This window comes from Streptomyces sp. NPDC024698, from assembly GCF_055559015.1.
In genome coordinates, this window is sequence record NZ_JBVHLK010000030.1 from 24,241 (window position 1) to 41,549 (window position 17,309).

Annotated in this window: 19 protein-coding genes; 11 read left to right on the forward strand and 8 right to left on the reverse strand. The window is 71.8% G+C overall.

Annotation, left to right across the window (positions count from 1 at the left end; genetic code table 11):
* The first annotated feature begins 157 nt into the window (after positions 1-157).
* On the forward strand, positions 158-1,066 hold the full coding sequence (locus ACZ4AA_RS35430) for a metallophosphoesterase family protein (protein ID WP_467611821.1): 909 nt from the start codon (positions 158-160) through the stop codon (positions 1,064-1,066).
* Positions 1,014-1,703, forward strand: a complete 690-nt coding sequence (locus ACZ4AA_RS35435; protein WP_467611824.1) for a 4'-phosphopantetheinyl transferase family protein — start codon at positions 1,014-1,016, stop codon at positions 1,701-1,703. The genes ACZ4AA_RS35430 and ACZ4AA_RS35435 overlap by 53 nt, the downstream gene beginning before the upstream one ends.
* Positions 1,704-1,808: 105 nt before the next feature.
* Here the strand turns inward: ACZ4AA_RS35435 and ACZ4AA_RS35440 are convergent, their stop codons facing one another.
* Entirely contained in the window at positions 1,809-2,045 is a 237-nt protein-coding gene (locus ACZ4AA_RS35440; protein WP_467611826.1) for a hypothetical protein, read from the reverse strand.
* Positions 2,046-2,299: 254 nt separating this feature from the next.
* Between ACZ4AA_RS35440 and ACZ4AA_RS35445 the strand changes: the two genes are divergently transcribed.
* Positions 2,300-3,343 (forward strand): alpha/beta fold hydrolase, encoded by a 1,044-nt coding sequence (locus ACZ4AA_RS35445; protein WP_467611829.1) that lies wholly within the window; start codon positions 2,300-2,302, stop codon positions 3,341-3,343.
* Between the two features lie 26 nt (positions 3,344-3,369).
* Here ACZ4AA_RS35445 and ACZ4AA_RS35450 read toward each other — a convergent pair whose 3' ends face one another.
* The 3 genes from ACZ4AA_RS35450 to ACZ4AA_RS35460 are packed head-to-tail and all read right to left on the reverse strand — an operon-like array spanning position 3,370 to position 5,835.
* Complete coding sequence (locus ACZ4AA_RS35450) at positions 3,370-4,602, reverse strand: MAB_1171c family putative transporter (protein ID WP_467611832.1); 1,233 nt, start codon at positions 4,600-4,602, stop codon at positions 3,370-3,372.
* Between the two features lie 13 nt (positions 4,603-4,615).
* Positions 4,616-5,146, reverse strand: a complete 531-nt coding sequence (locus ACZ4AA_RS35455; RefSeq protein ID WP_467611916.1) for a toxin-antitoxin system, toxin component — start codon at positions 5,144-5,146, stop codon at positions 4,616-4,618.
* 32 nt (positions 5,147-5,178) lie between these two features.
* Entirely contained in the window at positions 5,179-5,835 is a 657-nt protein-coding gene (locus ACZ4AA_RS35460; protein WP_467611835.1) for a helix-turn-helix domain-containing protein, read from the reverse strand.
* 268 nt (positions 5,836-6,103) lie between these two features.
* On the opposite strand from ACZ4AA_RS35460, the gene ACZ4AA_RS35465 reads away from it, so the two are divergent.
* Positions 6,104-6,763: an MmyB family transcriptional regulator gene (locus ACZ4AA_RS35465; protein WP_467611838.1), complete on the forward strand. Its 660-nt coding sequence runs from the start codon at positions 6,104-6,106 to the stop codon at positions 6,761-6,763.
* Between the two features lie 112 nt (positions 6,764-6,875).
* On the opposite strand, the gene ACZ4AA_RS35470 is transcribed toward ACZ4AA_RS35465, so the two are convergent.
* Together ACZ4AA_RS35470 and ACZ4AA_RS35475 are read right to left on the reverse strand one after the other, a co-directional pair.
* Positions 6,876-7,658, reverse strand: a complete 783-nt coding sequence (locus ACZ4AA_RS35470) for a PDC sensor domain-containing protein (protein WP_467611841.1) — start codon at positions 7,656-7,658, stop codon at positions 6,876-6,878.
* Entirely contained in the window at positions 7,615-8,433 is an 819-nt protein-coding gene (locus tag ACZ4AA_RS35475; RefSeq protein ID WP_467611844.1) for a FadR/GntR family transcriptional regulator, read from the reverse strand. Before ACZ4AA_RS35475 ends, ACZ4AA_RS35470 begins: the two co-directional genes overlap by 44 nt.
* A gap of 122 nt (positions 8,434-8,555) precedes the next feature.
* Between ACZ4AA_RS35475 and ACZ4AA_RS35480 the strand changes: the two genes are divergently transcribed.
* The 4 genes from ACZ4AA_RS35480 to ACZ4AA_RS35495 are packed head-to-tail and all read left to right on the forward strand — an operon-like array spanning position 8,556 to position 12,624.
* Positions 8,556-9,665, forward strand: coding sequence for an ABC transporter ATP-binding protein (locus ACZ4AA_RS35480; protein ID WP_467611847.1), 1,110 nt, complete (start codon positions 8,556-8,558; stop codon positions 9,663-9,665).
* Between the two features lie 26 nt (positions 9,666-9,691).
* Positions 9,692-10,900, forward strand: coding sequence for an ABC transporter substrate-binding protein (locus tag ACZ4AA_RS35485; RefSeq protein ID WP_467611850.1), 1,209 nt, complete (start codon positions 9,692-9,694; stop codon positions 10,898-10,900).
* A 7-nt stretch (positions 10,901-10,907) separates the two neighbouring features.
* Positions 10,908-11,798, forward strand: a complete 891-nt coding sequence (locus ACZ4AA_RS35490; protein ID WP_467611853.1) for an ABC transporter permease — start codon at positions 10,908-10,910, stop codon at positions 11,796-11,798.
* Positions 11,799-11,808: 10 nt separating this feature from the next.
* On the forward strand, positions 11,809-12,624 hold the full coding sequence (locus ACZ4AA_RS35495) for an ABC transporter permease (RefSeq protein ID WP_467611856.1): 816 nt from the start codon (positions 11,809-11,811) through the stop codon (positions 12,622-12,624).
* Between the two features lie 100 nt (positions 12,625-12,724).
* Here ACZ4AA_RS35495 and ACZ4AA_RS35500 read toward each other — a convergent pair whose 3' ends face one another.
* Entirely contained in the window at positions 12,725-13,567 is an 843-nt protein-coding gene (locus ACZ4AA_RS35500) for a DUF4097 family beta strand repeat-containing protein (RefSeq protein ID WP_467611859.1), read from the reverse strand.
* A gap of 118 nt (positions 13,568-13,685) precedes the next feature.
* Entirely contained in the window at positions 13,686-14,204 is a 519-nt protein-coding gene (locus ACZ4AA_RS35505) for a hypothetical protein (protein WP_467611862.1), read from the reverse strand.
* 139 nt (positions 14,205-14,343) lie between these two features.
* On the opposite strand from ACZ4AA_RS35505, the gene ACZ4AA_RS35510 reads away from it, so the two are divergent.
* The 3 genes from ACZ4AA_RS35510 to ACZ4AA_RS35520 are packed head-to-tail and all read left to right on the forward strand — an operon-like array spanning position 14,344 to position 17,280.
* A complete protein-coding gene (locus tag ACZ4AA_RS35510; protein ID WP_467611865.1) occupies positions 14,344-15,495 on the forward strand; it encodes an NAD(P)/FAD-dependent oxidoreductase in 1,152 nt (383 codons plus the stop codon).
* Entirely contained in the window at positions 15,492-15,791 is a 300-nt protein-coding gene (locus tag ACZ4AA_RS35515) for a (2Fe-2S)-binding protein (protein ID WP_467611868.1), read from the forward strand. Before ACZ4AA_RS35510 ends, ACZ4AA_RS35515 begins: the two co-directional genes overlap by 4 nt.
* Positions 15,784-17,280, forward strand: a complete 1,497-nt coding sequence (locus ACZ4AA_RS35520) for an FAD-dependent oxidoreductase (RefSeq protein ID WP_467611870.1) — start codon at positions 15,784-15,786, stop codon at positions 17,278-17,280. The genes ACZ4AA_RS35515 and ACZ4AA_RS35520 overlap by 8 nt, the downstream gene beginning before the upstream one ends.
* Positions 17,281-17,309: the final 29 nt, after the last annotated feature.

Consider the following 17,309-nt stretch of genomic DNA (forward strand, 5'->3'; position numbering starts at 1 on the left):
GGCTCGAACGGAGGTGTTGGGGCGATCATAAGGGTCGCGCGACCCCGATGCTGCTACGGGGATGTTACGGATTCGCCCGCCCGCCGCCCGGGCCTCCTTGTCCGGCGGCCGGAGCGTGTGCTGTTGTGTCGGTATCGGCTTTCTACGGAGGTGGCGCGTGCGGGCGACCGACGGCGGTGCAGGAAATCTGCTGGCCATCAGCGACCTGCACATCGGCTACGCCGAGAACCGCGCCCTGGTCGAGGACATGCGTCCCGAGACGGACGAGGACTGGCTTCTGGTGGCCGGTGACATCGGCGAGATCGCCGAGGACGTCCGGTGGACCCTGGAGACGCTCGCCGCCCGCTTCCGCAAGGTCGTCTGGGTGCCGGGCAACCATGAGCTGTGGACGCATCCCAAGGACCCGGTCCAACTGCGCGGAGTGGCCCGCTACGAGCATCTGGTCACCCTGTGCCGGGAGTTGGGCGTCGTCACGCCCGAGGACCCCTACCCCCTCTGGAACGGTCCCGGCGGCCCCGTCGTCATCGCCCCGCTCTTCCTGCTGTACGACTACTCCTTCCTGCCCGAGGGCTGTGCCACCAAGGAACAGGGGCTCGCGTACGCCGAAGGGACCGGCATCGTGTGCACGGACGAGTACCTGCTGCACCCCGACCCGTATCCGAGCCGCGAGGCCTGGTGCCGGGACCGGGTCGCCGAGACCGAGCGCCGCCTCGCCGCGGTCCCGGACGGCCTGCCGGTCGTCCCGGTCAATCACTACCCCCTGGACCGCCACCCGATGGACGTCCTGTGGCACCCCGAGTTCGCCATGTGGTGCGGCACCTCCGCGACCGCCGACTGGCACCGCAGGTTCCGCGTCGAGACCATGGTCTACGGACATCTGCACATCCCCCGGACCACCTGGCACGAGGGTGTCCGGTTCGAGGAGGTGTCGGTGGGCTATCCGCGAGAATGGCGTACGCGACCGGGACCGCCCGGCGCGCTGCGCCGCATCCTGCCGATGGAGGTCAGAGCCGGTGATGGAGGAACTGCTTCCGGGGTCGGTCGTGGTCGTGGAGAGCCACGGTGACGACCCGGCGGGAGAGGCGGGGCTGTACCCGGAGGAACGCGCGGTCCTGACCCGCGCCGTGGGCAAGCGGCGCCGCGAGTTCGCCTCCGTACGCGTGTGCGCCCGGCGTGCCATGGAGAAGCTGGGTGTCCCCCCGGGGCCCGTGCTGCCGGGCGAGCGAGGGGCCCCGCGATGGCCGGCCGGGGTCATCGGCAGCATGACGCACTGCGACGGCTACGGCGCCGCCGCGCTCGCCCGGGCCGGCGATCTCGCCTCCCTCGGCATCGACGCCGAACCCCATCTGGCGCTCCCCGACGACGTCCTGGAGGCCGTCGTCCTGCCCGCGGAGTCGGACCGCCTGGACCGGCTGCGCGCCCGGGAGCCCGCCGTCCACTGGGACCGGCTCCTGTTCAGCGCCAAGGAGTCGGTCTACAAGGCGTGGTTCCCGCTCACCGGCAAGTGGCTCGACTTCTCCGGCGCGGACATCACCATCTCGCTGGACCCGGCACGCGGCACCGAGGGCATCTCGGGAGCCCTCAGCGCCCGGCTCCTCGTCCCCGGGCCCGTGGTGGGCGGTGTCCCCGTCCGGACGTTCGCCGGCCGCTGGGCGGCTCGGGGCGGCCTGGTCGCGACAGCGGTCACGGTCCCGCACCCGTAGCCGTACGTCCCGCACCCATAGCCGTACGTCCTGTGGCCGGCGTCGGCCGGCCCGGCGACCGCGCGGACCGCCGCCCGGGTGCCCGGCGCGGAGGCTGACCCCTTGTCAGGTCCGGTCGGGCGCAGGGCACCAGGAGTGCAACAGCGCGAAGAACGCGTCCTCGTTGCCCGCGAGGCCCGCCGCCTTCAGGGCCCGTTCCGTCTCGGCGAGGACGGCGGGCGGGACCACGGGGGGCCGGCCGTCGTCCGGCGGGCCGTCGAAAGCCGCTCGCACCGTCTGGAGGAGGCGGAGGTAGGCCTGCACGGCGGCGCGTTCGTGGTCGGTCAGTACGGCGGTCGGCATCGGACGGCGCTCCCTGGTCGGCTTGTCGTGACACTGGTCCTGACCCCAGCTTGCCGTCCACCACTGACAATCCGGTTTCCGGCCGGGGAGGTTCGCTCGCTTAGCGGAGGCGAAACCTCCCGGAAACCCCAGGTGGCACAGGGCCCCTAGGCTGGACGGAGGAGCTCGGGCCGTCCGCCGGACGGTCTCGCAGGCCGCCGTGAGGGCGGCTCGGGAGCCGCCCTCACGGCGGCCTGGGAACGGAGGTTCCGCCCGTGGTCGACGTACAGCCCCGGCAGCCGCGGCGCACCGCGCGACTGCGTCCGGTCGGTGACGGAGAACTGCGTCTGCACCACCGTCTCGTGCACGGCTATCGGCGCGCCTACCGGATGGCGGGACAGGGCCCGGCGCTCGTCCTGATCCACGGCATAGGCGACTCCTCGGCGACCTGGGCGGAGCTGATTCCCGATCTCGCCCGCACCCACACCGTGATCGCGCCCGACCTGCTCGGCCACGGCGAGTCCGACAAGCCGCGCGCCGACTACTCGGTGGCCGCCTACGCCAACGGCGTACGCGATCTGCTGGGCACACTCGGCATCGAGTCCGCCACCCTGGTCGGGCACTCGCTGGGCGGGGGAGTGGCGATGCAGTTCGCCTACCAGTTCCCCGAGCGCACCGAGCGGCTGATCCTGGTCAGCGCGGGCGGCGTCGGCGGAGAGGTCAACCCGGTCCTGCGTGCCGTGTCGCTGCCGGGCGCCCATCTGATGCTCTCCGCGCTGCGACTGCCCGGCATGCGCGTCAACGTCGGGCTCTTCCTGCGGCTGATGCGGCTGCTCGACACCGATCTGGCGCAGGACGCACCGGAGTTGCTGCACCTCGTGGACGCGCTGCCCGACGCGACCTCCCGCAGCGCGTTCGTCCGGACCCTGCGGGCCGTGGTCGACTGGCGCGGGCAGGCGGTCACCATGCTCGACCGCTGCTACCTCACCGAGGGCATGCCCACCATGCTGCTCTGGGGGGACCGGGACAGTGTGGTGCCGGTGCGGCACGCCCACGGTGCGCACGCGGCCATGCCGGGCAGCCGTCTGGAGATCTTCGCGGGAGCCGGACACTTCCCCTTCCACAGCGATCCGGCACGCTTCCTTGCCCTGGTCCAGGAGTTCACGGCCACCACCAGCGCGGCCGACTGGAGCCGCGAACGCTGGCGGGAACTGCTGCGCGCCGGGCGCCCGGGCACGGCGGTGGGGCAGCCGGACAGCGTCCGCAACCGTTCGGTGGAGCGGGACCTGCGCGAGGCGAGCGAACGCAGCGCGACCTGAGGCGCCGCGCCCGCGAACAGCGCCGGTCAGCCGGTTCGTTCGCGGGTCTCGTGTCCGGGGCCGGTGATCGCGGCGGACCGGCCCCGAACGGCCGCGACCACCGGGGAGTGACGGAGCGCGTCGGACATGCGTACGAGGTCGCGGCGACCGTCGGTGTGCGCGAACGTGGCTCCCGCCGCGGGCGACGCGTTCGCCGTCTCCGCCGAGCTGATGACACGGCCCTCGGGGTCGGCCGCCCTGGCCCGCACCGCGACCGTCACCATCGCGGCGTCCGCCTCGGCGTCCGCCTCGGTGGCGGAGGAACCCGCCGCCACCGCGGCGCCGTACGCCCGGGAGCGCACCTCGGAGTCGAAGTAGGGGTAGAGGCTCAGCATCCCGTCATGGATGTCGGACTCCCGCTGGGTGACCTGGAGTTCGGCGGGCGACCACCAGGACATCCGCACCGCGCGGTCCTCCGGCACGGAGACCGGCTTCAGTTCGCGCCACAGCGGCCCGAGCCTGCGGTAGGCCGACCAGGTGTTCCAGATGTCCTCGATACGGCGCCAGGCCAGGGGAAGGCAGAAGCCGACGGCGGTGATCTGGGCCCCGGCCGAGGCCAGCAGGGGGGCCACGTTGGTGCTGAGGCCGTCCAGGTCCGTGCCGTTCCAGCGGGCGACCACCGCGGTGAACTTGGCTGCCGCGTAAGGGATGTTGCACAGCGAGCCGAAAGCGATGATCACCAGTCCGGCACGCAGCCGGCCCTGCACCTGGATCGCCCAGCGCCAGCACATGACGTTCATCGCGACACCGGCGACGGTGAGCGAGGCGATGTAGAGGACGATCATCTCGCGGATGAAGGGCGTGTTGGCGTAGTACGTGTCGAGGTCGCGTAGCCGCTCCTCGGAGGCGTCCCCGAGCGCGAACAGGACGATCAGCGCCACGCCGACCACGGTGTATCCGAGGATCCAGCGGCGCGAGAGGCGCCGCGTCTCCTCGGGCGGCCCGCCGCGCCAGTTGATGATCAGCACCAGACAGGAGGCGCTGTAGGCGCTCAGCAGGCAGTAGACGATCGGGGCCGAGACGTTGGGTATCCCGGTGATGTCGTTGACCGCGGCGATGGTGGGCGGGGCGGCGAAGAGGAACACCAGGCCCGCGAGGGCGAGCAGCACGCCCACCGAACGCAGCAGCGGGTCGCGCCAGCCGCGCAGCAGCGAGGGCCCCTTGAACGCGATCGCCGCGCCCATGGCGACGGCCGGGATGTAGTAGCTGGATCCGTCCATGGCCCCGGGACCTTCAGCCTCGCGGCCCGCGACAGCCGAGGGAGGCCTCGATGCGGCCGGCCAGACCGTGCCGCTGCACCGGGCCACGCAGCGAGGAACCGGCCAGCCACGTACGGCATTTGCTGGCGAGCAGAAGTCCGAAGCTCTCGGCCTCCTGCTCGTCGGCGAGGTCGAAGCGGGTGCGCGCCGCGACTTTGAGGACGGTGGCCTGAAGGTCGGCCCCGTCGCCCAGTAAGCGCGCCGCGACGGCGGCACCCTCGACGTGCTGGGTGCAGTGCCCGGCCTTCATGTGCCACAGCTCATGGCCGAGGATGACCAACTGGTGGTCGGGCGCGGTGCGTTCCTCGATGACGACCAGATCCTGCTCGGCCATGTCGAGCCACAGTCCGCTGGCGGTGCCGGGCGGGAAGGCGGCCGTACGGAACTGGACGGGACGGCCGCGGCGCCTGCTCATGGCGCCGCACAGCGCGGTGTAGAGGTCGGCGGGTGCCGCCGGTGCCGGGAGCGAGAGCTCCGCGACCAGCTCGCCGCACAGGCGGCGCATTTCCCTTCCGATGCCCACTGATCTCCCCCGGCTCACGACTCGGGCCGTTTGACGCTCTCCAGGAGCATGTCCAGCCATTCCGCGACCTTGTCCCGGTGCTGGTCGGTGGGCAACTGCGCCGCCCGCCAGGCGATTCCGCGGACGCCGTGGTCGAGGAGCAGCCGTTCGAGCGGATCGTGGGCGACGGAGGCCGCCGCGCGCTCCCGGTCGGCGAGCCGTTGCAGGAGTTCCTGCTCCGAGCGCTGGAGGGCGCCCACGAGCGCTTCGGAGTCCTCGGCCGTGAGGAATCCGGCGTGCACCCGGAAGAAGCGCTGGATGGCGTCGCAGTGCTCCATGGTGGGGCGCCGGTCGCCGTTGATCAGCGCGCCCGCCTGCTGGCGGGACATGCCGGCGCCGTCCGCTATCTCCTGCTGCGTGTAGCGCCGGCCGTTGGGCTTGAGCCGGGTGCGCCGCAGCAGGTCGAGGCGCTGCAAGAAGCGTGCCTGGAGGTCGGGTTCACCGGCGGGGCGGCCGGACAGCAGGGCCTTCGCCACGGCTTCGGGGACACCGGACTCGGCCGACAGCCGCCGGACGTCGAAGACTTCGGCGTGCGGCACACCGAGCCGGTCGGCGAGTGCGGTGACCCGGGCCACGACGGCCTGGAGCAGTACCGTCGCCGTGGCGCACGGAACCTCGAAGCCATCCGTCACCGACAGATCTCCTACGTCTCTCTCAGGTGGCTCTCACGAAGTTCGGGAACCATGCGGACACGAGGGTCAGGAACAACCCGGCGAGAAGGCCGGGGACCAACCGGAGCCTAGCCCGTCGCTCGAACTCACATCCAGGTCTCGCCACAACTGTGGCGAGATTCAGCCGTCAACAAGCGCCAAATGCCACGATAGTTGACACGCAAGTCCCCGGGGCATCAGGATCGGGGCGCCGCGTGAAGGCCGCAGAGGCAAGAGGGGTGACCTCCCGATGGCGTACCAGGCAGGAAGGCAGCGGTCCCAGCCGCGACCTGTCCCCGAGAGTCTCGAAGCGCAGGCGTATCTCCAGGACTACGCCACGCTGATCGAGGCCGTGCCCTTCCCCTCCGTCGTCTTCGACCACCGCTGGGACGTCGTCCTGTCCAACGCCGCGTTCCAGACACTTTTCGACGGTGTCGGGGCCCATCCGACCGCCATGCCGGGCGACAACTTCCTGCGCTTCGTCCTGTTCCATCCGGACGCGGGGTCGGTTCTCGGTGAGCACGAGTCGAGATGGTGCCTGCCGATGCTCGCGCACTTCGCCGCGGCGGTGGAGCGCAACGGCCAGGACCGCGGTCTCCAGGCGATCCGCCGGGACATCGCCCAGGACCCGATCATGGACGCCGCCTACCGGCACGGCCTGCCGCACTGGATCGAGGCGGTCGGACCGCGCGGGGTCGAGCACGACGGCGCCGTGCGCCCGCTGGTCCACCCCGACCCCCGCTGGGGCCGTACGGACTGCCGGATCGTCGACGACACCCCGAGGACCCTCCAGGACATGGGCTATGCGCGGATGACCCTGGTGCTGCGCGAGACGGCCCGGCCGGTCACGGGCGGACCGCGCAGGGCACGTACGACGCGCAACGGGGCGGCGCAGCTTCGGGCCGTGTGACGCGCGTCGACCTCGCAGGCCGGAGGGCTCGGCCCGGGGTGAGACGTCGGTGCGCGGCCGGGTCCGTTCAGCCGGCCGGCATCACGAGGACGAAGGCATCACGCGGCCGGCGTCACGACGACGCGGGCATCACGAGGACGAGGGGCACACCGTCGCAGGGGACGAGCCGCATGTCCTCGTGCCGTGTGCTCGTGGCCCCCGCCAGCACGGCCCCGAAGTCGGGCCCCTTGGTGAGGGATCCGGCCAGGTGCGCCGGGTCGGCCGACGCGGCCACCCGGCCCCGCGCGTTCACCAGGTAGGCGGCTCCGGGCAGCCGCTGGAGGAGCGGGACGACCGCGCCCTCGAAGTGCCGCAGGTACACGTCGGCCGCGGCCACCCCCACGAACCGGCCGTCCATATGGACCGGCGCGGACAGCGTCAGGCTGTACTCGTCGGAGCAGAGGTAGTCGACGTAGGGCCCGGCGACCGCGCGCTGTCCGGTGTCGCGGGGCAGCGCGAACCAGTCCCAGTGCGTGTAGTCCGAGTACGCGGAGTGCTCCGGATCGAGGTCGAGCAGCAGCGGTCGTACGCTCCCGTCGGAGCCCTGCTGCCACCATTCCAGCCACGCCGGTACGTCACCGAGCAGGCCCGGCGCGGCCACGAACCCGGCGCCCGACACGAGCTCCTGCCGGGTGAGCCGCAGATGCAGTCCCGGGCGCAGTGCCGCCAGATCCACGCTCGCGGGGCGGCGGCCCCCGGCGGCGACGCGGGTGAGCAGCGCGGTGGTGTCGGCCCGGATCTCGGCGACCGTGTCGAACACGGCCTCCAGGGCGCGGCGGACCTGCGCGGCCACGGCCGCCTCGGCGGAGACGTCAAGCGTCGCCGTCGCGCCGACCGTGCCGGGGCTCCTGCGCATGGGTGCCCTCCAGTGGACGCTGACCTGACACGGCACGCGGCATCGACAGCCGCAGCGTGATGAGCCGTGCCGTCGAGTCCAGTACGCACCGCTCGGCCAGTGCCCTGGCCGAATCGTGGGCCCCATCTTGCACGGCCGAGATTACGGAGCGGTGACGGTCCGCCACTTCTTCACGATATTCGTCGTCGCCGAGCACCAGGCACATCAGGGCGCCCACCTCCGTCTGGAGCACGACCTGCTCACGCGTCAGCCGGGCGGACTGCGCCGCCGCGGCGAGCTCGACGTGGAAGCGGCCGTAGACGCGGCTGCGGGCGGCGCCGTCCTCGGCCGACGCCAGGTCGTCCAGGGTGCGCCGCAGTGCCTTGAGGTCGTCCGGTTCGGTCCGCTGGGCCGCGAGCCTGGCCGCCGCCCCTGACAGGGCGGCCCAGTGGTCGCCCAGATCGCGCAGCTCCTCGGTGCTCCAGCCGGCCAGCCGGGTCAACAGCCGCTCCTGGCCGGGGACTTCGGGCAGCGAGACGAAGCTGCCGCCGCCGCGCCCGCGCCGCGTGGTGACCAGCCCCTGCTGTCTCAGGGCCATCAGCGCCTCGCGCAGGGTGACCGTGGACACGCCGAGCTGCCCCGCCAGTTCCATCTCGCCCGGCAGCTGCTCGCCGTCGGCGAGCAGCCCGAGCTCGATGGCGTCGCCGATCCGGTGCACGACCGTCTCGACGCGCGCGCGGTTGTCCACGGGAGTGAAGACGGCTCTGCGGACGCCGTCGACTTTGTGCTGCTTCACGGTCACCACCTTGTGCGTTGACTCAACCTTTACTCTAAAGGGGTCTTGAGGTTTGAACTATGACTTCATATCTTTCCAGTCAGTGTTGCAACGCACCACCGCACCAGAAAGGTTCCCCGCCCATGGAGGCAAAGGCGATCCGGCTCCAGGGCCTGCGCAAGGCGTTCGGTGACACGAACGCCGTGGCCGGAGTCGATCTGGAGATAGCCGACGGCGAGTTCTTCTCGATGCTCGGCCCGTCCGGCTCCGGCAAGACGACCGTGCTGCGCATGATCGCCGGGTTCGAGAGCCCGACCGAGGGCCGGATCGAACTCGCCGGCCAGGAGGTCACCGGTCTCGCCCCGTTCGAACGGGACGTGCACACCGTCTTCCAGGACTACGCCCTGTTCCCGCACATGACCCTGGAGGAGAACGTCGCCTACGGGCTCAAGGTCCGCAAGGTGCCCAAGGCCGAGCGCCTGGTCCGGGCCCGCAAGGCGCTCGCCGACGTACGGCTGGAGGGGTTCGGCCGACGCCGTCCGAGCCAGCTCTCCGGAGGCCAGCGCCAGCGCGTCGCCCTCGCCAGGGCCCTGGTCGGCCGCCCCCGCGTCCTGCTGCTCGACGAACCCCTCGGCGCCCTCGACCTCAAGCTGCGCGAGCAGATGCAGGTCGAACTCAAGGCGATCCAGCGCGAGGTCGGCATCACCTTCGTGTTCGTCACGCACGACCAGGAGGAGGCCCTGACGATGAGCGACCGCATCGCCGTCTTCAACCAGGGCCGCATCGAGCAGGTGGGCACCCCGGCCGAGATCTACGAACGTCCTGCCACCGCCTTCGTCGCGGGCTTCGTCGGCACGTCCAACCTGATCGAGGGGCCCTCGGCGCAGCAGATCGTCGGCGCCCCGGGCACGTACAGCATCCGGCCCGAGAAGATCCGGGTCATCGCCGAGTCCCCGGACCCCGCGAAGGACGCGAAGGACGCGAAGGACGCGAAGGACGCGGAGCCCGCCGACGCGGGCGGCACCACCGGCACCGCGGGACCGGAGCACTCCACCGCCACCGGCACCGTCGCCGAGGTCGTCTATCTGGGCGACGCCACCCGCTTCCTGGTGGACCTCGACGCGGGCGGCCGGCTCACCGCCCTCCAGCAGAACCTCGACACCTCCTCCGAGGACGTCGCCGCCCTGCGCGGCACCAGGGTCCGGCTCCGGTGGCACCGCCGCCACACCTTCCAGGTCCCCGACCCCCGCTGACCTCCCCGCTCAGTTTCCCGTCACGTATGGAGTACGCCGTGCGCCTCACCCCTACCCTCAAGGCCGCCGCCGCCGTCGCGGTGCTCCTCGCGGCCACCGCCTGCGGATCGTCCGGCTCGGGCTCCTCCGGGGCCACCGGCTTCAACCCGCCGGACCTCAAGGCCCAGAAGGAGCTCGGCAAGTCCGAGGGACAGGTCAACCTGATCGCCTGGGCCGGCTATGTCGAGGACGGCTCCAACGACCCCAAGGTCGACTGGGTCGGCGACTTCGAGAAGCAGACCGGCTGCCAGGTCAACTCGAAGGTCGCCGCCAGCTCCGACGAGATGGTCAAGCTGATGAAGACCGGGCAGTACGACGCGGTCTCCGCCTCCGGTGACGCGTCCCTGCGCCTCATCGCCTCGGGCGACGCGGCCCCGGTCAACACCGACCTCGTACCCAACTACAAGAACGTCTTCAGCGGCCTGAAGAAGGGCGCCTGGAACTCCGTCAAGGGCCAGATGTACGGCATCCCGCACGGCCGGGGCGCCAACCTCCTGATGTACAACACCCAGAAGGTCACCCCCGCCCCCACGTCCTGGTCCGCCGTCTTCGACGACGCCTCGGCGAACAAGGGCCACGTGACCGCGTACGACTCGCCGATCTACATCGCCGACGCGGCGCTCTATCTGAAGTCCGCCAAGCCCGAGTTGAAGATCAAGGACCCCTACGCGCTCGACCAGAAGCAGTTCGACGCCGCGGTGGACCTGCTGAAGAAGCAGAACGCGAACGTGGGCGAGTACTGGAGCGACTACCTCAAGGAGATCTCCGCCTTCAAGAGCGGCGACTCCGTGGTCGGCACCACCTGGCAGGTCATCGCCAACCTCGCGGCCGGCGAGGGCGCCAAGGTCAAGGCGGTCGTGCCCAAGGAGGGTTCCACGGGCTGGTCCGACACCTGGATGATCTCCGCCAAGGCCAAGCACCCCAACTGCGCCTACAAGTGGATGGACTGGATCATCTCGCCGAAGGTGAACGCCCAGGTGGCCGAGTACTTCGGTGAGGCACCCGCCAACTCCGAGGCGTGCCGGTACACCAGCGACAAGACCTTCTGCGACACCTTCCACGCCACCGACGAGAGCTACTGGAAGAACATCGCGTTCTGGAACACGCCCATCGAGCAGTGCCTCGACGGCCGCACCGACGTCAAGTGCGTCCCGTACGCGAAGTGGGTCCAGGCATGGACCGAGATCAAGGGCTGACCCGACGATGACCACCACCGCGCAGGCCGCCGGACGTTCCCCCGTCCGGCGGCTCGCCGGGACACTGCACCGGCGCCCCCGGCTGCGGCTGTCCCTGCTGCTGACCGCACCCCTGCTCTGGCTCACGGTGCTCTATCTCGGCTCGCTCGCCGTGCTGTTCGTCTCCGCGTTCTGGACGACGGACTCCTTCACCTCCGAGGTGGTGAAGGTCTGGTCCACCGACAACTTCCACCAGCTGTTCACGCTGCCCGTGTACCGGCAGGTGATCCTGCGCAGCATCGGCGTCGCCCTCGCGGTCACCGTCCTGTGCGCGGTGATCGCGTTCCCGATCGCCTTCTACACGGCCCGCATCGCCAAGCCCGCGCGGCGCCCGCTGCTCGTCGTCGCCATCCTCACGCCGCTGTGGGCGAGTTACCTCGTCAAGGTGTACGCGTGGCGGCTGATCCTGTCCCAAGGCGGCCTCGCCGACTGGGTGTTGAAGCCCCTCGGACTGAGCGGCCCCGGCTACGGCCTGGTGGCCGCGATCCTCGCACTGACCTACCTCTGGCTGCCGTACATGATCCTGCCGATCCACACCGCGCTGGAGCAGCTGCCCGCCAACCTGCTGGACGCGTCCGCGGACCTGGGGGCCCGGGCGAGCCGCACCTTCCGTTCGGTGGTGCTGCCGATGGTGCTGCCGTCCGTGGCCGCGGGATCGGTGTTCACCTTCTCGCTCAGCCTCGGCGACTACATCACCGTGCAGATCGTCGGCGGCAAGACCCAGCTCATCGGCAACGTCGTCTACTCCAACATCGAACTGAACCTGCCCATGGCCGCCGCGCTCGGCACGGTCCCCGTCGTGGTCATCGTGATGTACCTCCTCGCGATGCGCCGCACGGGCGCCCTGAGCAGTCTCTGAGGAGCCCGCTGTGCAACTCTCCCGTCCCGCGCGCATCGCGCTGCGCGCCGCCGCCGGGCTCGGCTTCGCGTTCATCTACGTGCCGCTCGCGCTCGTCCTGGTCAACTCCTTCAACAGGGACCGCAGCGCGAGCTGGCCGCCGTCCGGGCTCACCGTCCACTGGTGGTCGGTCGCCTGGGCGAACGAGGGTGCCCGCGCCGCGGTCTGGGTCTCGGTCAAGGCCGGTCTCGGCGCGACCGCGATCGCGCTGGTGCTGGGCACGCTGATCGCGTTCGCCGTCGCCCGGCACCGGTTCTTCGGCCGGGACACCGTCTCCTTCGTGGTCGTCCTGCCGATCGCGCTGCCCGGCATCGTCACGGGCATCGCGCTCAACTCGGCGTTCAGCACGGTGCTCGAACCCCTCGGCGTCGGTCTCGGCATGTTCACCGTGATCGTCGGTCACGCGACCTTCTGCATCGTCGTCGTCTTCAACAACGTGGTCGCGCGACTGCGCCGTACGTCCGGGACGTACGAGGAGGCGGCGATGGATCTGGGCGCGGACACCTTCCGGGCCTTCGTGGACGTCACGTTCCCGATGGTGCGTTCGGCGTTGGTGGCCGGCGGACTGCTCGCCTTCGCGCTGTCCTTCGACGAGATCGTCGTGACGACGTTCACGGCCGGGCCCGGCATCGAGACCCTGCCGATCTGGATCTTCAACAACATGACCCGGCCGCAGCAGGCGCCGGTCGTGAACGTCGTGGCCGCCGTGCTCGTCCTGCTCTCGGTGATCCCGATCTACGCGGCCCAGCGGCTGTCCGCCGACACGGCCGCCGACAGCCGGATCTGACAGGCCCCGGACCGCCCTGCCCGAGCCCCTCGGGCAGGGCGCCTCGGTGCTCGGTGGAACCGGTCCGGCCCGTGACCTGCGCAGGTCGGGTCACGCCAGGTCAGGGCTTGGACCGCAGGATGTCGATGTTGCCCCAGTTGCTCCGCGCGTGGACGGCGACGGTGCCCTCGGTCTGTTCCGGCGCCTCCGACTCGGCGAGCAGGTTCCTTACCTGTCCGCGGTTGGAGGTGACGTCGAGCCAGGCGGTGACGCCCCGGCGGATGCCGACCTCGATGGAGCCGTTGGAGGTCTCCAGCCGGATCTCGCCCCCGGCGACCTCGGCGAGGCGCAGATGTCCGTTGGTACTGGTGCCGCTGACCGACGTCCCGGCGCGCGCGATGTCGACGCCGCCGTTCGTGCTGCTGATCCGCGTCTCGCCGGTGACCGTGCCGACGGTCGTGGTGCCGTGCGCGTTCTTCAGGACGGCGGAACCCTCGACCGTGCCGACGCGTACGTTGCCCGTGCTGCTGGTGATCTCGGCCGGGCCCTCGACCCGGTCCACGATGACCAGGCCGTGCGACACGGTCAGCGTCAGCGGACCGGTGGTGTCGAGGCGGACGTCGCCGCCCGAAGTGTTCACCCGGACCTCGCCGAGCCGTCCCTCGCCCAGCAGTTGGGCCCAGGAGCCGCTCATGTCGACCTGGGAGCCCGTGGGCAGGCCGACCGTCACGTCGACGAGGCCGCTGGGGCCGACCAGGGGCCGGTTCCTGGTCCTGACCGTCAGGACGCCGCTCGCGTACACGACCTCGGTCTGCTCGGCGGCCCGCACGTCCTTGTCCCGCTTCGGGTCGCGCGGCAGCACCTCGACGACCGTGTCGGCGCGGTCGCCCGCTGTGAGACGGATGGAACCGACGGCCACCTCCGCGGTGACCGAGATGGGCTCGGGAGTGTCGAAAGAAGGCATGGCTGTTCCGTCCTCGTGAGTCCTTGGGGCGTCCCCGTGGTGTCCCCGCAGGTGGGACGCGGTGTGGGTGAAGTGGTGCGGATGCGGATGGAGTCGCGGGCTTTGGGTGCGGGTGCGGCTAGCGCACCCAGCCCGTGAAGCTCTGTCCTGTCGTGCGGGTCCTGCCGGTCGCGCGCGGCCGGGTTCCGCCGTCGACCGCGGCCGAGACGGCCCGTACCAGCCAGGCGTTGACCGACAGTCCCTCGCGGTTCGCGGCCTCCTCGGCGCGCGCCTTGAGATGGGCCGGCAGACGCAGGTTGACGCGGGCGGTGCCCCCCTCGTCGCCGTCGCCGGGGGCCAGGGCCCTGAACGGTTCGGCGGGTGCCTCCGCCGCCTCGGTGGTGCCGGCGTAGGAGGGAGGTGGTGTCACGACGAAGTCGGGGTCCAGCCCCCGCAGCCGTACGTCGACCGAGCCGGGGGCGAGCTCGCGGGTGATCTCGTCCATCGCGGCGGAGAGCACGTTGAGCATGGTCAGACGGGTCGCCGACTCCAGCGGAGCGGTGAGCCGCTCGGCCAGCTCACGGGCTTCCTCCCCGCCGGCCTCGGCGGCCACCGCGAGTTCTCGGCGCAGGGTGTCGACATACGGAGTGAGGTCCATGACGACATCGTGGCACCACTATGGCGCCATAGGCAAGCCCGTGGTGCCACTTGGCGCCAGACGGTGCCAGGCGGTGCCAAGTGGGGCCGTTTCCGTCGGACCCACAGCTCTTCCCTGCGATATGTGACATGGTACTGATGTGAGTCAGCCTGTTACCTGCGATGTCGTGGTCGTCGGAGCCGGAATGGTGGGTGCGGCCTGTGCCCTGTACGCGGCTCGCGAGGGCCTCGACGTCGTCGTGGTGGACCGAGGCCCCGTGGCCGGCGGCACGACCGGCGCGGGGGAGGGGAATCTGCTCGTCTCCGACAAGGAACCCGGACCCGAACTCGACCTCGCCCTGCTCTCCGGGCGTCTGTGGGCCGAGCTCGCGCAGGACCACGGGCAGGCGGTCGAGTACGAGGCCAAGGGCGGTGTCGTCGTGGCGGCCGACCCCGAGAGCCTGGCCGCGCTGGAGAGGTTCGCGGCGGGCCAGCGGACGGCCGGTGTGCTGGCCGAAGCCGTCGCAGCCGGTCAACTGCACGACCTGGAACCGTACTTGGCTCCGGGCCTCGCGGGCGCGGTGCACTATCCGCAGGACGCCCAGGTGATGCCGGCCCTGGCCGCCGCGCATCTTCTACGGGCTTCGGGCGCACGGCTGCTGACCGGGCGCACCGTGACCGAGGTGCTGCACGCCCGGGGCGGCCCGGTCCTCGGGGTGCGCACCGACCGGGGTGAGGTGCACGCGCCCGCCGTCGTCAACGCGGCCGGCACCTGGGCCGCCGAGGTGGCCTCGCTCGCGGGCGTCACGCTCCCCGTCCTGCCCCGCCGGGGATTCGTCCTCGTCACCGAGCCCCTGCCGTGCCGGGTGCGCCACAAGGTGTACGCCGCGGACTATGTCGCCGACGTCGCCAGCGACTCGGCCGCGCTCCAGACGTCGCCGGTGGTGGAGGGGACCGCGGCCGGTCCGATCCTGATCGGCGCCAGCCGGGAACGGGTCGGCTTCGACCGGTCCTTCTCGCTGCCCGTCGTGCGGGAACTGGCCGCCGGAGCCACCCGGCTCTTCCCGTTCCTCGCGCACGTGCGCGCCCTGCGGACCTACCTCGGCTTCCGGCCCTACCTGCCCGACCATCTGCCCGCCATCGGCCCCGACCCACGGGCCCCCGGTCTCTTCCACGCCTGCGGGCACGAGGGGGCCGGCATCGGACTGTCCACCGGGACCGGGCAGTTGATCGCGCGGGTCCTGGCGGGAAGGCCACCCGGCCTCGACCTCACGCCCTTCCGGCCCGACCGCTTTCCCGAGGAGACGGCGTGAACCCCCTGGATCTCGTGCGGGCCGAACCCGGGCCCGCCTTCACCGTCACCCTCGACGGCCGGGCGATCGACGTGCTGCCCGGCCGGACCGTCGCCGCCGCGCTGTGGGCCGAGGGCATCACCTCGTGGCGCGGCACCCGTGACGGGGGCCGTCCCCGCGGAGTCTTCTGCGGCATCGGCGTCTGCTTCGACTGTCTCGTCACCGTCAACGACCGCCCCGACCAACGGGCTTGTCTGGTCCCGCTGGCGCCCGGCGACAGCGTCCGCACGCAGGAAGGCACCGGTCACGATGACTGACGGACCCCACCGTCTCGCGGTGATCGGCGCGGGCCCCGCCGGTCTCGCCGCCTCCCTGGCCGCCGCGGCGCACGGGGTGCGGGTGACGCTGATCGACGCGGCCCCCGGCGCGGGCGGGCAGTTCTACCGGCGGCCCGCGAGCGGCCTCGGCGCCCGGCGGCCCGGCGCGCTGCACCACCGGTGGCGCACCTGGCAGCGGCTCGAACGCGGGCTCGCCGCGCACCTGGAGGCGGGCTCGGTCACGTACGTGACGGACCATCACGTGTGGACGGTCGAACGGACCGGGACGACGGACGGCGCCCGCCCGGGATTCACCGTCCACGCCCTTCTCGGACCGCTCCAGGAACGCTCGGTCGGGGTGCGCGCCGACGCCGTACTCCTCGCCACCGGCGGTTACGAGAAGGTGCTGCCCTTCCCCGGCTGGACCCTCCCCGGAGTCGTGACCGCGGGCGGGGCCCAGGCCATGCTCAAGGGCGGTCTCGTCGTGCCGGGCCGCGGCGTTCTCGTCGCGGGAAGCGGACCGCTGCTGCTGCCCGTGGCGACCGGACTGGCCGCCGCCGGGGCCGAGGTGGTCGCGCTCGTGGAGTCCCTCGATCCGGGAAGGCTGCTGCGCGCGGCCGGGGCCCTCGCGGCCGAGCCGGGCAAGATCGCCGAAGGGGCCTCGTACGCGGCCCGGCTCCTGCGCCACCGCATCCCCTTCGTCCCCCGGCACACCGTCGTGGAAGCCCACGGCGAGGCACGGCTCGAAGCCGTCACCGTCGCGGCGCTCGGTCCCGACGGGCGGGTGCGGCCGGGGACCATGCGCCGCATCCCGTGCGACACGCTCGCCGTCGGACACGGAATGGTCCCGCACACCGATCTCGCCGAAGCGCTCGGCTGCCGCCTCGACGCCACCAAGGTCCACGTGGACGACGAGCAGCGCACCGATGTGCCCGGGGTCTGGGCCGCCGGTGAGGCCACCGGGATCGGCGGCGCCGAACTCGCCCTGGCCGAGGGGCATCTCGGTGGCCGCTCGGTGGCCGCGCGGCTGCGCGGCCTGGAACCCGATCCGCGCCCGGCGGCCCGCGCGGTCCGGGTCCGGTCGAGAGCGCGCTCGTTCGCGGCCGCGCTCGACGCCGTGTACGCACCGCCGGTCCACTGGGCCGAGCAGGTCACCGACGAGACCGTCGTGTGCCGGTGTGAGGAGGTCACGGCCGGCCGGGTCCGCGAGGCTGTCAGCGACCTCGGCGCCGGTGACGTACGGACGGTCAAACTGCTCACCCGCGCCGGAATGGGATGGTGCCAGGGGCGGATGTGCGAAGCCGGCGTCGCGGGCCTCGCCGGCTGCGAACAGATCCCCGCGCGAAGGCTGTTGGCGCGACCGGTGCCGCTCGGAGTCCTGGCCGAAGCCGGTGCGGAGGACGACCGGCCACCGAAGGCGGGCGCCGCCGACCGGCTACGAGGGGAGGGCGCCGCCGACCGGCCACCAGGGGCGGGCGCCGCATCTTGACCGACAGTGCAATGTCACACTCCATGGAG

What these genes read in the sequence shown, in the direction of transcription:
- ACZ4AA_RS35440 (WP_467611826.1), bottom strand. Translation starts at nt 2,045, where the DNA reads ATGCCGACCGCCGTACTGACCGACCACGAACGCGCCGCCGTGCAGGCC.
- ACZ4AA_RS35450 (WP_467611832.1), bottom strand. Translation starts at nt 4,602, where the DNA reads ATGGACGGATCCAGCTACTACATCCCGGCCGTCGCCATGGGCGCGGCG.
- ACZ4AA_RS35455 (WP_467611916.1), bottom strand. Translation starts at nt 5,146, where the DNA reads ATGCGCCGCCTGTGCGGCGAGCTGGTCGCGGAGCTCTCGCTCCCGGCA.
- ACZ4AA_RS35465 (WP_467611838.1), top strand. Translation starts at nt 6,104, where the DNA reads ATGGCGTACCAGGCAGGAAGGCAGCGGTCCCAGCCGCGACCTGTCCCC.
- ACZ4AA_RS35470 (WP_467611841.1), bottom strand. Translation starts at nt 7,658, where the DNA reads ATGCGCAGGAGCCCCGGCACGGTCGGCGCGACGGCGACGCTTGACGTC.
- ACZ4AA_RS35480 (WP_467611847.1), top strand. Translation starts at nt 8,556, where the DNA reads ATGGAGGCAAAGGCGATCCGGCTCCAGGGCCTGCGCAAGGCGTTCGGT.
- ACZ4AA_RS35485 (WP_467611850.1), top strand. Translation starts at nt 9,692, where the DNA reads ATGGAGTACGCCGTGCGCCTCACCCCTACCCTCAAGGCCGCCGCCGCC.
- ACZ4AA_RS35490 (WP_467611853.1), top strand. Translation starts at nt 10,908, where the DNA reads ATGACCACCACCGCGCAGGCCGCCGGACGTTCCCCCGTCCGGCGGCTC.
- ACZ4AA_RS35500 (WP_467611859.1), bottom strand. Translation starts at nt 13,567, where the DNA reads ATGCCTTCTTTCGACACTCCCGAGCCCATCTCGGTCACCGCGGAGGTG.
- ACZ4AA_RS35505 (WP_467611862.1), bottom strand. Translation starts at nt 14,204, where the DNA reads ATGGACCTCACTCCGTATGTCGACACCCTGCGCCGAGAACTCGCGGTG.
- ACZ4AA_RS35520 (WP_467611870.1), top strand. Translation starts at nt 15,784, where the DNA reads ATGACTGACGGACCCCACCGTCTCGCGGTGATCGGCGCGGGCCCCGCC.